The 13,455-nt window shown below is 72.6% G+C and carries 10 protein-coding genes; 9 read left to right on the top strand and 1 reads right to left on the bottom strand.

The annotated features are described in order from the left end of the window. The 9 genes from AQI95_RS17890 to AQI95_RS17850 all read left to right on the top strand — a co-directional run. Nucleotides 1-1,602: ADP-ribosyltransferase (locus tag AQI95_RS17890; protein WP_279617006.1), on the top strand; the 1,602-nt coding region annotated here is incomplete at its 5' end. A gap of 47 nt (nucleotides 1,603-1,649) precedes the next feature. Next, a complete protein-coding gene (locus AQI95_RS17885; protein ID WP_067124029.1) occupies nucleotides 1,650-2,051 on the top strand; it encodes a hypothetical protein in 402 nt (133 codons plus the stop codon). 4 nt (nucleotides 2,052-2,055) lie between these two features. Continuing rightward, nucleotides 2,056-2,769 (top strand): DUF6508 domain-containing protein, encoded by a 714-nt coding sequence (locus tag AQI95_RS17880; protein ID WP_067124027.1) that lies wholly within the window; start codon nucleotides 2,056-2,058, stop codon nucleotides 2,767-2,769. 112 nt (nucleotides 2,770-2,881) lie between these two features. Beyond that, nucleotides 2,882-3,391 (top strand): HD domain-containing protein, encoded by a 510-nt coding sequence (locus AQI95_RS17875; RefSeq protein WP_067124025.1) that lies wholly within the window; start codon nucleotides 2,882-2,884, stop codon nucleotides 3,389-3,391. A gap of 41 nt (nucleotides 3,392-3,432) precedes the next feature. Further along, nucleotides 3,433-3,726 carry a hypothetical protein gene (locus AQI95_RS17870; RefSeq protein ID WP_067124024.1) on the top strand — a complete coding sequence of 98 codons (294 nt, stop codon included), beginning with the start codon at nucleotides 3,433-3,435 and terminating at the stop codon, nucleotides 3,724-3,726. A gap of 13 nt (nucleotides 3,727-3,739) precedes the next feature. Beyond that, nucleotides 3,740-5,095 (top strand): type VII secretion integral membrane protein EccD, encoded by a 1,356-nt coding sequence (gene eccD / locus AQI95_RS17865; protein WP_067124023.1) that lies wholly within the window; start codon nucleotides 3,740-3,742, stop codon nucleotides 5,093-5,095. Nucleotides 5,096-5,120: 25 nt separating this feature from the next. Beyond that, nucleotides 5,121-6,617 (top strand): nucleotide-binding protein, encoded by a 1,497-nt coding sequence (locus AQI95_RS49025; RefSeq protein WP_079071303.1) that lies wholly within the window; start codon nucleotides 5,121-5,123, stop codon nucleotides 6,615-6,617. 48 nt (nucleotides 6,618-6,665) lie between these two features. Beyond that, nucleotides 6,666-10,643 (top strand): type VII secretion protein EccCa, encoded by a 3,978-nt coding sequence (gene eccCa, locus AQI95_RS17855; RefSeq protein ID WP_067124022.1) that lies wholly within the window; start codon nucleotides 6,666-6,668, stop codon nucleotides 10,641-10,643. 10 nt (nucleotides 10,644-10,653) lie between these two features. Next, on the top strand, nucleotides 10,654-12,078 hold the full coding sequence (locus AQI95_RS17850) for a DUF6177 family protein (protein WP_067124019.1): 1,425 nt from the start codon (nucleotides 10,654-10,656) through the stop codon (nucleotides 12,076-12,078). Between the two features lie 62 nt (nucleotides 12,079-12,140). Here AQI95_RS17850 and AQI95_RS17845 read toward each other — a convergent pair whose 3' ends face one another. Beyond that, a complete protein-coding gene (locus tag AQI95_RS17845; RefSeq protein ID WP_244188766.1) occupies nucleotides 12,141-13,217 on the bottom strand; it encodes an acyltransferase family protein in 1,077 nt (358 codons plus the stop codon). Between the last annotated feature and the right edge of the window lie 238 nt (nucleotides 13,218-13,455).

The raw sequence follows: 13,455 nt of genomic DNA, 5'->3' as shown, positions 1-13,455 counted from the left end.
GTCGGCGACATCGCGAAGGGCATCAAGGGCATCGGCAAGATCGACATCCCGGCCCTTCCCGACGGCGCCGTGCACATCCCCGACGGCTCCGTACACATCCCCGACGGCTCTGTGCACCTGCCCGACGGGCGCGTCCTGGAACCGAACGGGAATCTCCTGGACCACGCGGGCAACGTCGAGACGACGATCCCGAAGGAAGTCGCCCCCGGGCTCCCGTCCCACTGGACCATCCCGACATCGGAACCGGCCTCCGTGGGCATCCCCCATGGTGGTGTGGAAAGCGGCGGACACGGAGCCCTCCCGCACACGACGGACGGCGTGTACGGCGGAATGCCGTCGGCCGCGAACGATGGCATCCACGGTGGAGTTCCCCAGCCCGTGGCCAACGGCGTCCATGGCGGGATGCCCCATGTCCAGGGCAGCGGCATTCACGGTGGGATGCCCCATGTCCCGGACAACGGCATTCACGGTGGGATGCCCCATGTCCCGGACAACGGCATTCACGGCGGGGTTCCACACGTCCCCGACAACGGCATCCACGGAGGTCTCCCGCACGGCGCCGGCGACGCGGCCTCCGCGGGCGGGCACGCCGGTACGACGCCCTCGGCGTGGTATCACGACGGGCCGACGGCCCCCGCGCACGACGTGCCGCACGCCACCCCGCACGAGGCACCGACGACCGCCCCGCATCCCGGCGGCCACGACGCCCCGGGCGCGGGCGGCCACCCGGACCACGGCGCCGGTCACGGCGGTCACGACGGCACCGGTCACACACACGACGCCGGGCACGTCGTTGATCACGGTGGCTTCGACCACACCGGACTCGGGCACGACACGGCTGACCTCGCCGGGCACGACGGCGCGGACGCGGCGGCGCACGGGCACTCGGGCACGGAGGTGCCGGGGCACGGTGGGGCCGGGGAGCCGTTCGAGTACAAGCCGTCAATGTCGGACACGGACTTCGACGCCCTCAGCGACGCCGACAAGCACGCGGTGGCCGAGGCCGAACTCGCGCACGGCACGAACACCGCGCCCAGCGCCACCAACGCGGCGGGACTGAACTACGGCAATTCGTACTGGAACAAGTTCCTGGACGACCTTTCCCCCGAGTCGAGGGAAGCGCTGCGCACGTACAGTGGTAACGAGTACGACCAGATCAACAGCCATCTGCGCTTCGGCCACGACCTGGATCCCTCGCTCAAGCACACCATCGAGGAGATGGACAAGGTCATGGGGGCCCGCCCCGTGCCTGAGGACATCATGATCGTCCGCGGCACCGGGGTCGACCACGTCAAGGTCGGTGGCCATCCGATCGACTCACCGCTCGACATGCTCGGCGGTACGTTCGACGACAAGGCGTTCACCTCCACGGCGCTCGGCAGGACACCGCCGCCGCCGTTCGACTCGAAGCCCGTGTGGATGCACCTGCGCGTGCCGAAGGACACCCCCGCCCTCTGGATCGACCACCTCTCCAAGTACCCCGGAGAACGCGAGCTGCTCCTCGCTCGGGGCTCCGAGTACAAGGTGACGCGTGTCTTCTTCGACGAGGCACAGGGCAAGTGGCACATCTACGGCGAGGTCCTGCCGAGGCCGAAGCCGTAGCGTTTGCCGCGTTGAGGAAAAGGCAGAGTAAAGGGAACGTGGATTTCATGAGCAGCGAACGACCGATCAACCGGCGCTTCGACGAGGACATGCACCTCAACCTCGTCGCGCCGGGCCCGTCGCGGTACGCGACGCGGACCGACAAGCCGGTGCGGTACTTCACGGTGGTCGACAAGGAGGGCGGCGCGGCCCTCGGGTATGTCTGGGCGAACGACGAGGACGACGCCGCCGCATGGGTACCTCGTGCGGCCGCCGGTGGCAGGGCCCTCGCCGAGGGCGGTCACTGGCATGCCCGGTTGCAGGAGGCCAAGGGGCGGGGGATCCCGCCGTCGCAGGCCCTCGCGGAGATGCTGTCCAACCCGGAGGGCAACCGTGGCCGGGCCCTGCCGGGTGCCCTCGCCGACGCCCCCGACGCCGCGGCGGTCAAGGCCCTCGCCCAGGAGGCCTGACCGCGTGCCGCACGCCGTGCAGTACGTGGCGGTCGAGGCTCCCGACGGCGAAGTCGTCGGGTACGTCTGGGCCGACTACACCGCAGGCACCCTGAAGTGGGCCCAGCGCGCCGCCACCGGAACCGACGGACACCGCCTCGGCGCGACCTGGTCGGCCAAGGTGGCGCAGGCCGGTGAGCGGGGCCGGCCCCTGGCCGGTGCGCTGACCGGGCTCGCTCGCGACGCCGGCACCGGCCCCCCGGTCGACGCCCCCGGCCCCGAGGCCGTCGCGGAACTCGCCCGCACCGTCACGGACGCCGACGACCGGCGGCTGCTCGCCCAGCTCGACCACGGCGACGCACCGGCCTGGCGGGAACTGGCCGAGGCCTACGCCGCCCTCACCGACGACGACCGCGACATCCGCTGGGGCGGCGGTGAGAAGAACGCGAACGGGTCGATCCAGGTGGCGTACCCGGTCTACAGCAAGCCGCTGTGGCGGGTCGTCGCGGCGCTGTGGGGCATCGGTGCCGTGACCCCGGAGCACCGATTGAGCGCCAGTGCCGATCCCGCGGTGCCACCGCGCGGACGGCTCCAGCCCGCGGACGCCGTACGCGCCGCCACCCTTCTCGCCGCCGGCGAGCGCATCAGCGAGGGGACGGTGGACGAAGCCGTGCGGAGCGGCCTGTTCGACGCCATGGTCCGCGCACTCCTGGACCACCACGCGACACGCGCTCCCTAGGTGTGCAGATTCTGCGGAGGTTTGCCCGACGTCCTGTCGGCCCGGCCGCCCCGGGTGTGCCGCCCGCGCATCCATGTTCTATGTTGCACGGGCAAGGTGAGGGGGACACTGGATGTCGTACGACGGGCGTTCCGCTCCGGTCATGACGCTCGCCGAGGTCGAGGCCGTCGCCCGCGCCGCGCACGCCGCGCAGCGGGACAAGGCCGGGCGGCCCTACACCGAACACCTGCAGGCCGTCGCCGAAGGCGTACGTGCCCGCGGTGGCGGTGACGAACTCGTCGCCGCCGCCTGGCTGCACGACGCGGTCGAGGACGGCGTGCTGAGCGAGGAGTGGCTGGCGGCGGCTGCGCTCACCCGGCGCACCAAGGACGTCGTACGGGCCGTGACCAAGCGGCCGGACGAGGAGCCGCGGGCGTACGCCGAGCGGATCCTGGCCACCGAGGGCGCACGGCTCGTCAAGGCGGCCGACCTCGCGCACAACGCGGACCCGCGCCGACTGGCCGCTCTCGACGAGCCCACCGCACGGCGGCTGACCCAGAAGTACGCCACCATGCGGCAGTACCTCGGCCTCACCCCCGAAACCTCCGGAACCTCCGAAACCTCCGACGACCGACACACCTGACACACCTGACCCACAGAGAGCACAGGCACAGGACCAACTCAATGGCACGGGACTACGACAGCCAACTGCTGGAGTCGGTGGCGGTGCGCCGGCGCCGGATGCGCGACGCCCTGCTGTTCGGCGCACAGCGCGCCCGGCGCTCGGCGGACGAACGGCTCGGCAAGGTGTTCGCGGGCATCGCCATCGCGGCCGTACTGTGCGCCGGCTGCGTCGGGTGGTCCTTCCTGCAGACCACCCTGGCCAAGCAGAAGCAGCAGCAACAGCAGCAGGAACAGCAGTACGGCACTCCCTCCGCACAGCCGTCCTCGGCATCCTCGGCCACAACTTCGCGATGATAGGTTCCGGTAAGTGGTGAGCACAGCAACGACGTCCCGGACGCATCTGAGCCGGGTCACGCTGGTCGGTGAACGACGGCGTGCCGACATCGTCCTGCCGTCGGACACTCCGATCGGCCAACTGCTGCCCGACATCCTGCAGTTGCTCGACGACCGGGCCGCCTCGCGGCCCATGACCCGGCAGCTGATCACCTCCGACGGCTCGGTGCTGCCCCAGGAGGCCACCCTGTCGTCGGCCGGGGTGCCCGACGGCGCCGTGCTCCAGCTCGTGCGCGCCCATGCCGCGCCGCCCGCGCCCGTCGTGCACGACGTCACCGACCAGGTCGCCGACGACCTCGATCTGCGCGCCTGGCGCTGGCGGCCCGCCGCCCGCCGGGCCAGCGCCGGGGTGGCCACCGTCGTGTTCGCCGTGGCCGCGGCCCTGCTGGCCCGGCGCGAGTTCACGCTCGAGTCCGTCACCGCCGTACTCGCGGCCGTCACCGTCGTGTTCCTGATCGCCGGCGCCCTCGTCTCGAAGATCGGCGACGGCAACCGCGGACTCGCCACGGCCCTGCTGCTCGCCTCCGGCGGACTCGGGCTGCTCGCCGCCTGGACCGCCGCCGACGCCTACGGCTGGTCCGGCCCCGCCCGGCTGGCCGCCGTCGTCGCGGCGCTGGTGCTCACCCTGGTGCTGCTCGCCTACTGCTCCCCGCTCGGCCGCGGCGCGCTCCTCGGAGCCGGGGCGACCGCTTCCATCGCCCTGGTGTGGGAGGCCGTCGCCGCCGTACAGGACCGGTCGGACCGGCTCGGTGCGGTGATGGCGGTGTTCTCCGTCGTGCTGCTCGGACTGCTGCCCCGGCTCGCGCTGATGGCCTCGGGCCTGACGGGACTCGACGACCGGCGCTCCGCGGGCGCCTCGGTCAGCCGCCACCAGGTCGCCAACGCGCTCGCCGCGACCCACCGCGGGCTCGCGCTCGCCACCATCGCCACCGTCGTCTCCGCCGCCGCCGGCGGCTGGCTGCTGACCACGTCCGGCCGGCCGACCGCGTGGACGGTGGCCCTCACCTCGCTCACCGCCGTCGTGCTGCTGTCCCGGGCCCGCGCCTTCCCGCTGGTCGCCGAGGTCGTGGCGCTGTTCGGCGGGGCCGCGCTGCTCGTCGTGCGGCTCGCGGTGGAGTGGGTGGACCACGCGGGCGGCGCCGGGGCGCTGGTGCTGCTGTGCGTGGCCGGAGCGCTGCCGCTGCTGGTCCTCGCGGTCCAGCCGCCCGAGCATGTGCAGGTACGGCTGCGGCGGATCGGCGACCTGATCGAGTCCGTCGGCGTGATCGGGCTCTTCCCGCTCGCCGTCGGAGTGTTCGGCATCTACGGGCAACTGCTCAACAAGTTCTGAGGCCAGGGCAGGAGTGAAGGGCGACATGCCGAGCGGGGACAACTGGCAGGGCGATGTGCTGCGCGAGCTGAGGGACGGCTCGCCCCGGCAGCAGCCCGCGCCGGAGCAGCAGCAACAGGGGGCCGGCGCCCCGGGACAGCCGGGCACTCCCGCGCAGGGTCCCGAGCCGGCGTACGGCTACCCGCCGCAGCAGGCGTACGGCGATCCGTCCGCGGCCCACGCGCAACAGGCACCGCGGCAGGGCGGCCCCGCGCAGGGGCCCACCCCGGCGTACGGCTACCCGCAGCAGCAGCCGTACACCGACCCGTCGGCCCACCAGCAGCAGGCCTACGCCGCCGAGCAGCAGGCCTATGCCGAGCAGCAGGCGTACGCCGAGCAGCAGGCCTACGCCGCCCAGCAGCAGCGGTATGCCGAGCAGCAGCAGTACGCCCAGCAGCAGTACGCCGAGCAGCAGCGGTATGCCGAGCGGCAGCGGCACGCGGAGCAGCAGAGGTACGCCGAGCAGCAGCGGCAGGCCGAGCAGCAGCCGTACGCCGAGCCGCAAGCCGTTGCGCCGCAGGCCCAGGCACGCCCGCAGCAGGGACGGGCCGCGCAGCGCGGTACGCCCGACTCCCGGCCGGTGCTCGACAAGCGGGTCGCCGCCGCCGCGCTCAAGCCGCGCCACGGTGAGGCGTTCGGCGCCCGTGCCCTGCGTGCCGTACGCCGTACCGTTTCCTCCTCGGCGGCCCGCGAGGTCGCTGGCGCCGCGGCGACCGCCGAGGTGCTGCAGCAGGCCGTCACCACCGGCCGCCAGATCGCGGTGACCTCCATCCGCGGCGGCTCCGGCAAGACGACCCTCGCCGCCCTGCTGGGCGCCACGTTCGCCCACTACCGCCAGGACCCCGTGCTGCTCGTCGAGGCCGACCCGGCGCTCGGCTCGCTGCCGCTGCGGCTCGGCGCGGAATCGCTGCGCTGGACCACCGGAGACCTCGCCGCACTGGTGGAGCCGCAGATGTCGCTGCTCGACGTCACCGGATACCTGGTGCAACTCCCCGGCAACGCCTGGCTGCTGCCCGGCAGCCAGGGCCAGGTCGGCGCCATGCTCGACACCAAGGGCTACGAGCGGGTCATGGTGGCGCTGCGCCGCTACTTCGGGGTGACCGTCGTCGACTGCGAGACCCTGCCCGCCGAGGTCGCCCGCACCGCGCTGTCCGCCGCGCAGGCCCGGGTGCTCACCGTGCCCGCGACGCTGGAGGGCATCGCCAGCACCCGCGCCGTCCTGGAGTGGATGCGCAACCTGCCCCGGCATGTGCTGGCCTCCACCGTCCTCGTGCTGACCGAGATCGCGCCGCACCCCGGCCTCGACCTCGCCAAGGCCACCGAGGAGCTGACCGCGACCGGAGTCACCGTGAAGGTCCTGCCCTACGACCGTCATCTCGCGGCCGGCGGCGTCATCCGCACCGATCTCCTCGCCCGGGCCACCCGCGACGCCGTCACCCGCCTGGCCGCCGACGTCTTCCAGCTCTCCCAGAAGCAGCGCTGACCGCCCGACAGGAAGGGACCCGAGGAACTCGAGGACGAGGCAACGAAGATGAGCACCCGACTGATCCACCGCCCCGCGCGCACCACCCGGCCGCCGGCCGCCCCCGAGCCGCGCACCATAGAGGCACCGCCCAACCTGCCCGAGGGCAAGGCCGGCTCCGTGCTGCACTCGCTGCTGCCCATCGCCGGGGTCATGTCGTCCGTCGTGATGATGACCATCGTGCGCAACAGCCAGTTCGCCGGGCTGGGCGCGATCATCCTCGTCGTCACCCTGACCGGCTCCCTCGCCATGGCGTTCTCCCAGCGCGGCAAGGCCCAGCGCACCCGCCGCACCCAGCGCGAGGCCTATCTGGCCTACCTGGAGGACCTGCGGGAGCAGCTGGCGGGGGAGGAGCGCGAACGGCGCGAGAGCACCCAGGTGCTCAACCCGCCGCCGGACGCGCTGTACGACATCGTGCGCGACCCGGCCCGCCTGTGGGAACGGCGACGGACGGACGGGGACTTCCTGCGGGTGCGCGTCGGCACCGGACAGATGCCGGTGCGCGATCTGAAGGTCGCCCAGCAGGGCTCCTCCGTGCTCACGCCGCCCGACCAGTTCATGCTCAACGAGGCCTCCGCGCTCAGCTCCCGGTTCAGCACCGGCACCGAACTCCCGCTCACCGTTCCGCTCGACCGGGTCGGCAACATCAGCCTCATCGGCCCGCGCGAGGACACCCTGCGCGTCGTCCGCGCGCTGCTCGTGCAGGCCGCCGCCACCCACGCGCCCGACGACGTGGCCCTGGCCGTGGCGGCCCCCGGCGACCGGCTGGCCGACTGGGAGTGGGCCAAGTGGCTGCCGCACATGCTCGACGCCGAGCAGTTCGACGGCCCGGTCGCCGCCCGCCGGATCGCCCCCTCGCTGCCCCAGCTCGCCCGGCAGATCAACGGTGAGCTGCGCCGCCGCGCCTCCTACGCCGCCGAGGTGCGCCGCGGCCTGTCCGGCCAGGACGCCCTCGCCATGACCTCCCGGCTGCTCGTCGTCGCCGACGCGCACGGCGACGACGCCGTCGACCTGCCGCGCCCCGACGACGCGGTCGGGCTGCGGGACATGAGCGTCACCGTGCTGCATCTGCTCGACGAGCGGGTGCAGGAGCCCGGCAGCGTCGGCGTACGCATCACCGTCGACGGCGTCCGGATCCTCATCGAGGACCTCCGTGAGGCCGAGCCGATCAGCGCCCACGGCACGGTCGACGAGGTCGGCACCGCCCTCGCCGAGGGACTGGCCCGGATGCTCGCCCCGCTGCGGCTGTCCGCGGAGTCCCTGGTCGACGCCCCGCTGACCGGCCCGGTCGACTTCGCGGAGCTGCTCGGCATCGACGACGTCGCCCAGCTCGACCTGCACCGGCTGTGGGCGCCGCGCGGCGAACGCGCCTTCCTGCGCGTCCCGATCGGTGTCAGCGACAGCCACGAACCCGTGCTTCTCGACCTGAAGGAGTCCTCCGAGCTGGGCATGGGCCCGCACGGCCTGTGCGTCGGCGCCACCGGCTCCGGCAAGTCCGAGCTGCTGCGCACCCTCGTCCTCGCGCTGGTCGCCACCCATCCGCCGGAGGATCTCGCGCTGGTCCTCGTCGACTACAAGGGGGGCGCCACCTTCGCGCCCTTCGCGGACCTCCCGCACGTGGCGGGTGTGATCACCAACCTGGAGAACCAGGCCGGTCTCGTCGAACGCGTCCACGCCTCGCTCGCCGGTGAGGTCAAGCGGCGCCAGCAGGTCCTGAAGGAGGCGGGCAACGTGGCCGACATCGGCCACTACGCCGCCCTGCGCGCCGAGCGCCGCCCCGACCTCGACCCGCTGCCGCACCTGTTCGTCGTCATCGACGAGTTCGGTGAACTCCTCACCGCCAAGCCGGACTTCATCGATCTGTTCCTGTCCATCGGCCGTATCGGGCGCTCCATCGGCGTGCATCTGCTGCTGTCCAGCCAGCGCATCGAGGGCGGCAAGCTCAAGGGCCTGGACACCTATCTGTCGTACCGGCTCGGCCTGCGCACCTTCTCCGCGGACGAGTCCCGCACGGTCCTCGACACCACGGACGCCTTCCACCTGCCCCCGCTGCCGGGCTTCGGCTACCTCAAGGTCGACACCAGCCACTACGAGCGGTTCAAGGCCGGCTATGTCTCCGGCGGCTACCGCGGGCCCGTGCAGCGCGACACCGAGGACACCGGGCCGCTGGCCCTGGAGTACACGGCGTACAACTCGCTGGGCCAGGACGAGAGCGCGGGGCCCGAGGAACCGCAGATGCGGCGCCGGGAGACCGGGCCGACCGAGATGGGCGTCATGGTCCGGCAGATCGAGGACGCCGGCACCCGGCCCGTACGCCAGATCTGGCTGCCCCCGCTGCCCGACGCCGTCGCCCTCGACCAGGTCGCCGGGCCCGTCGAGGTGGGCCCGCGCGGTATGCAGCTGGCCCGGCGCCAGGGCCCGCTCCAGGTGCCGCTCGGCGTCCTGGACGACCCGACCCGGCAGTGGCAGGGCCAGTGGTACCTGGACCTGACGGTGGCGGGCGGTCACGCGGCGGTCATCGGCGGCCCCCAGTCCGGCAAGACCACCCTGCTGCGCACCCTGGCCCTGTCCCTGGCGCTCACCCACACGCCGCAGGAGGTCGGCATCTACGGCCTCGACCTGGTCGGCGGCGGTCTGCAGGCGCTGTCCGGACTGCCGCACGTGGGCGGCGTGGCCGGCCGGGCGGACCGGGAGCGGTGCGCCCGCACCATCGACTCCGTGCGCGGCATGCTGGACCAGCGCGAGGAGCTGTTCCGCCTGCACAACGTCGACTCCCTGGAGCAGCTGCGCACCCTGCGGGCCGCGGGCCGCGTCCCCGAGCTGGCCTCCACGGAGATCGTGCTGCTCATCGACGGCTTCGGCGCCCTGCGCGACGACTTCGAGGAACTCGACGACGCGGTCGGCGACATCCTCAAGCGCGGCAGCGGCTACGGCATCCACGTGGTCGCCGCCATGCTGCGCTGGAACGACGTGCGCATCGCCGCCCAGTCCCAGTTCGGCACCCGGGTGGAGCTGCGGCTCAACGACGCCGGCGAGTCCAGCATCGAGCGCAAGCTCGCCCAGACCCTCTCGCCCGAGGAGAAGGGCCGCGTCCTCACCGACGGCAAGCTCTTCGCCCAGGTCGCGCTGCCCCGCACGGACGGCGTCGCCGACACCGCCGACCTCGGCGCGGTCCTGGAGCGCACGGCCCGTACGATCCGCGCCACCTGGACCGGCGAGACCGCCCAGCCGGTCAGGGTGCTGCCGCACCTCCTGGAGCCGCAGCTGCTGCCCGGCCCGGCGGCCGAACCGCGCCGGGTCCCGATCGGCCTGGACCAGACCCAGCTGGCACCCGTCCTGCTCGACCTGTTCCGGCACGACCAGCACCTGGTGATCATGGGCGACAGCGAGTGCGGCAAGACCAACCTGCTCAAGGCGGTCGCCCAGGGCCTGATCGAGCGCTACGGCGAGGACGAGCTGGTCTTCGGCGTCATGGACCCGCGCCGCGGGCTGCGCGGCGCCATCCCGGAGGAGTACCGGGGCGGCTACGCCTACAACGCCAAGCTCTGCGCGGGCCTGTCCGCGGGCATCGCCACCGAACTGGAGAAGCGACTGCCCGACGAGAGCGCGGGCGGCGAGGACCTGGAACCGGGCAGCTGGGGCTCGGGCCCGCGGATCGTGATCCTGGTCGACGACTACGACGTCCTCACCACAGCGGGCCAGCAGCCGCTCGCCCCCTTCCTGCCGTACATCCCCTCGGCCCAGGACATCGGCCTGCACTTCGTCCTCACCCGCCGGGTCGCGGGTGCCTCGCGCGGCCTGTACGAGCCGCTGCTGCAGAGCCTGCGCGAGTCCGGTGCCTCGGCGCTGGTGATGGCGGGCGACCGCAGCGAGGGCCAGCTCTTCCCCGGCGTGTACGCCGGCCAGCAGCCGCCCGGCCGCGGCGTCCTGGTCCGCAGGGGCGAGCCGAACCGGCTGATCCAGACCGTCTACGCGGGGAACAGGTGAGAGGTAACCCATGACGAAGGATGTCGTCGCGCTCACCAAGGCGATGCCCGACCCGCTCAGCGTGCTCGCGGGGCTGCTCGCCGGCGGCCCGGACATACTGGCGGGAGTCGAGGGGGACGGCGCGGTGGTGCAGCTCTGCGACGAGCAGGGCCGCCCCCTCGTCTCCGTCGAGGCGCCCCAGCTGGTGCAGGTCAGGGGAGAGGCGCAGCGGCTGCTCGGAGCGGTCGAGCCCGAGGTGCCGTACTGGTGGACCGAGGCCCGGGCCACCACCGGCGTCAAGGAGGCCGAGCAGCTCGCCGGGGCCTTCGCGGCCCGTATCGCGACCCTGGTCGGCGGCACCGCCTGGCCGCGGGAGGCGGCGCGGTCGCTGGCGGTGGTCAAGACCGACGGGATGCGCGCGGCGCCGACCCCGGCCGCGGCGCAGCCCGCCGTGGACGTGCTCACCGACAAGGTCGCCGTGGTGATCCAGGACCGTCCGGTGGTCGCGATGACCGCCTGGCTCTCGGACGCCTTCCGCGCCGCCGCGAACGCGAACCTGGGCCTGCAGATCGTCACTCCGCCCGGTACGCGCCTGTCCCCGGCGGTCCGGGGCAGCCTGCCGGGCTGGCCCTCGCGCTGGGTGGTGCAGGACGAGAGGGCCGGCTACTACGACGGCCTGTCCGGAGCGGTGCTGCACTGGGCCGACGGGCTGTTCGTGACGGTCGAGTCCCCGGACGCGACGCCGGAGGACCCCCGGACCCCCATGGCCGATTCCTTCACCCCGACGTCCATGGACGACGGGGAGCGCCAGCTGGCCGTGTCCTTCCGGGCGATCCACCCGGCGGACGAGCGGCTCGTGCTCGGCGGTGCCCTGGAGGCCGTGTGGCGTGAGCTGACCGGCGAGCCGCCGGCCGGCTGGGGCACCGAGGAGCCCGCCAATCTGCCCTGGTCGCTGCGGCAGCTGACGGACCTGGCCCATGAGCGGGCGCCCGAGCCGACCTGGCTGGTGGTCGTCGGCAGCCCCGAGCGCCCCGGCCTGGCGACGGTCCGGATCAGCCGGACGAAGGGCGGTGTGGAGGAGGACGTCACCCTGGCGTTCGGCTACGGCCCCGGCGAAGAGGTGCCGACGGACGCCGATGTGACGCGGGCGGCGGAGATCCTCGCCACCCGGCACGATCTGCAGTCGATGCTGGTCCAGGTTCGCCGGGCCCGCCGTGATCTGTCCGTGCCGCCGCGCTTCGAGGGCCCCGGCGTCCCGTACGCCTTCGTCCTCGGCGCCGACGAGGTGCGGGAGATGCCCGGCGACCGGGCCCGGCGCACTCCGCTGCCCCGGTCGCCGCGCGAGTTGGGCCCGAAGCGGCGCCCGGCGTTGTACTACTCCTTCCGGGGCGACCCTTCCGACCTTTCGGGATGGGCCGACTTCGAGCGCCTGATGCGGCATCTCAAGGGCGACTGACGCGCTGTGCCGGCGACCGGTGCACTCGGGCGGCGAGTGCACCGGAGGCCTCCGCGGGGCGCTCAGCCCACCGGCGCCTTCTCCCGCTCACGGGCGCGTTCGGCGGCGTCCTGCTTGAACGCCCACTCCATCTTCGGCTCCATCGCGAACCGGAAGACCCGCTGCACGGGCTTGGTGCACAGCACGGTGACGGCGGCGGCGAAGAGGAGGGTGACCAGGATCTCGCCGAGCGGGTGGTGCAGCCAGGCGTGGTCGAACCAGCCGCGGTACTCGGCGAACTTCACCAGGAAGCCGTGCAGCAGATAGCCGTACAGGGTGCCCGCACCCAGTGCCGTGAACCATGTCCTGCGGCCCGGTACCCAGGCGAAGAAGCAGGCCGTCAGCAGCAGCGAGCAGCCCATCAGCGCGAGCGTCATCACCGGGCCGGACCACCAGGGCGCGGCCAGCTCCTGCGCGGCGTCGCGGTGGTAGAACCACGCGGTGTTCATACGCGGCACCGCCCACCAGCCGACCAGCAGCGCGGCGGCGAACACCGGCACCGCGGCGATCCGCACCGAGCGGCGGCGCACCAGCTGGAAGTGCTCGGGCTTCATGCACAGGCCGAGCACGAAGTACGGCAGGAACTGCAGCACGCGCTGCAGATCGAGGTCGTCACCGATGCTCGGGGCGGCGGACGCCAGCATCGCGATGCCGAGGGCCACCGCGAACGGCGAGCGCACCAGCTTCCAGATCGGTGTCGTCAGCCGCCAGATGAACAGCGCGACCAGGAACCAGGTCAGATACCAGGGATCGAGGAGGGAGATCTCCTCGTGCGAGCCCGTGACCAGGTTCTTGAAGAGCGGGTAGGCGGTCTCGAAGAGGACGTAGGGCACCACGACACCGGTGATCAGCCGTTTCAGCCGGTCCGGGCGCATGTCGAAACTGCGCGAGAAGTAGCCGGAGATGATGATGAACGCCGGCATGTGGAAGCAGTACACGACCGTGTACACGCCCTCCAGGATCCGGCTGTCGCCCTTCAGTGGCTCCCACGCGTGCCCCATGGCGACGAGCACGATCGCCAGGTACTTGGCGTTGTCGAAGAACGCGTCGCGCTGTCTGCCGGGTCTGTCCGCCTTCGCCGGGCCCTTCCGTGCGCTCATCGGGGTACGCGGACCGGGTACTCCGTCCACCGGCGACTGTGCCGGGGGGAGCGGCCTGCGGTTCTGGCCGGGGGACGAGGCGGCGTCAAACATCTGTGGCACCCTAGCGTCGTCTGTGGGATTTCGTAAAACCCCCGCAGTCATTCCTGGTTATCGCCTTCGCCTACCCCCCGATTTACAGAACTCGACCTCGCCTTCTACGTGATGGTGCGCACACAAGGGTCGTCAGTTCACCCTC

The organism is Streptomyces yokosukanensis (assembly GCF_001514035.1).
GTDB lineage: Bacteria > Actinomycetota > Actinomycetes > Streptomycetales > Streptomycetaceae > Streptomyces > Streptomyces yokosukanensis.
Note: the sequence above shows the minus strand (reverse complement) of the source record. Positions and strands in the feature narration are given on the sequence as shown.

What these genes read in the sequence shown, in the direction of transcription:
- AQI95_RS17885 (WP_067124029.1), top strand. Translation starts at nt 1,650, where the DNA reads ATGAGCAGCGAACGACCGATCAACCGGCGCTTCGACGAGGACATGCAC.
- AQI95_RS17875 (WP_067124025.1), top strand. Translation starts at nt 2,882, where the DNA reads ATGTCGTACGACGGGCGTTCCGCTCCGGTCATGACGCTCGCCGAGGTC.
- AQI95_RS17870 (WP_067124024.1), top strand. Translation starts at nt 3,433, where the DNA reads ATGGCACGGGACTACGACAGCCAACTGCTGGAGTCGGTGGCGGTGCGC.
- AQI95_RS49025 (WP_079071303.1), top strand. Translation starts at nt 5,121, where the DNA reads ATGCCGAGCGGGGACAACTGGCAGGGCGATGTGCTGCGCGAGCTGAGG.
- eccCa (WP_067124022.1), top strand. Translation starts at nt 6,666, where the DNA reads ATGAGCACCCGACTGATCCACCGCCCCGCGCGCACCACCCGGCCGCCG.
- AQI95_RS17850 (WP_067124019.1), top strand. Translation starts at nt 10,654, where the DNA reads ATGACGAAGGATGTCGTCGCGCTCACCAAGGCGATGCCCGACCCGCTC.
- AQI95_RS17845 (WP_244188766.1), bottom strand. Translation starts at nt 13,217, where the DNA reads ATGAGCGCACGGAAGGGCCCGGCGAAGGCGGACAGACCCGGCAGACAG.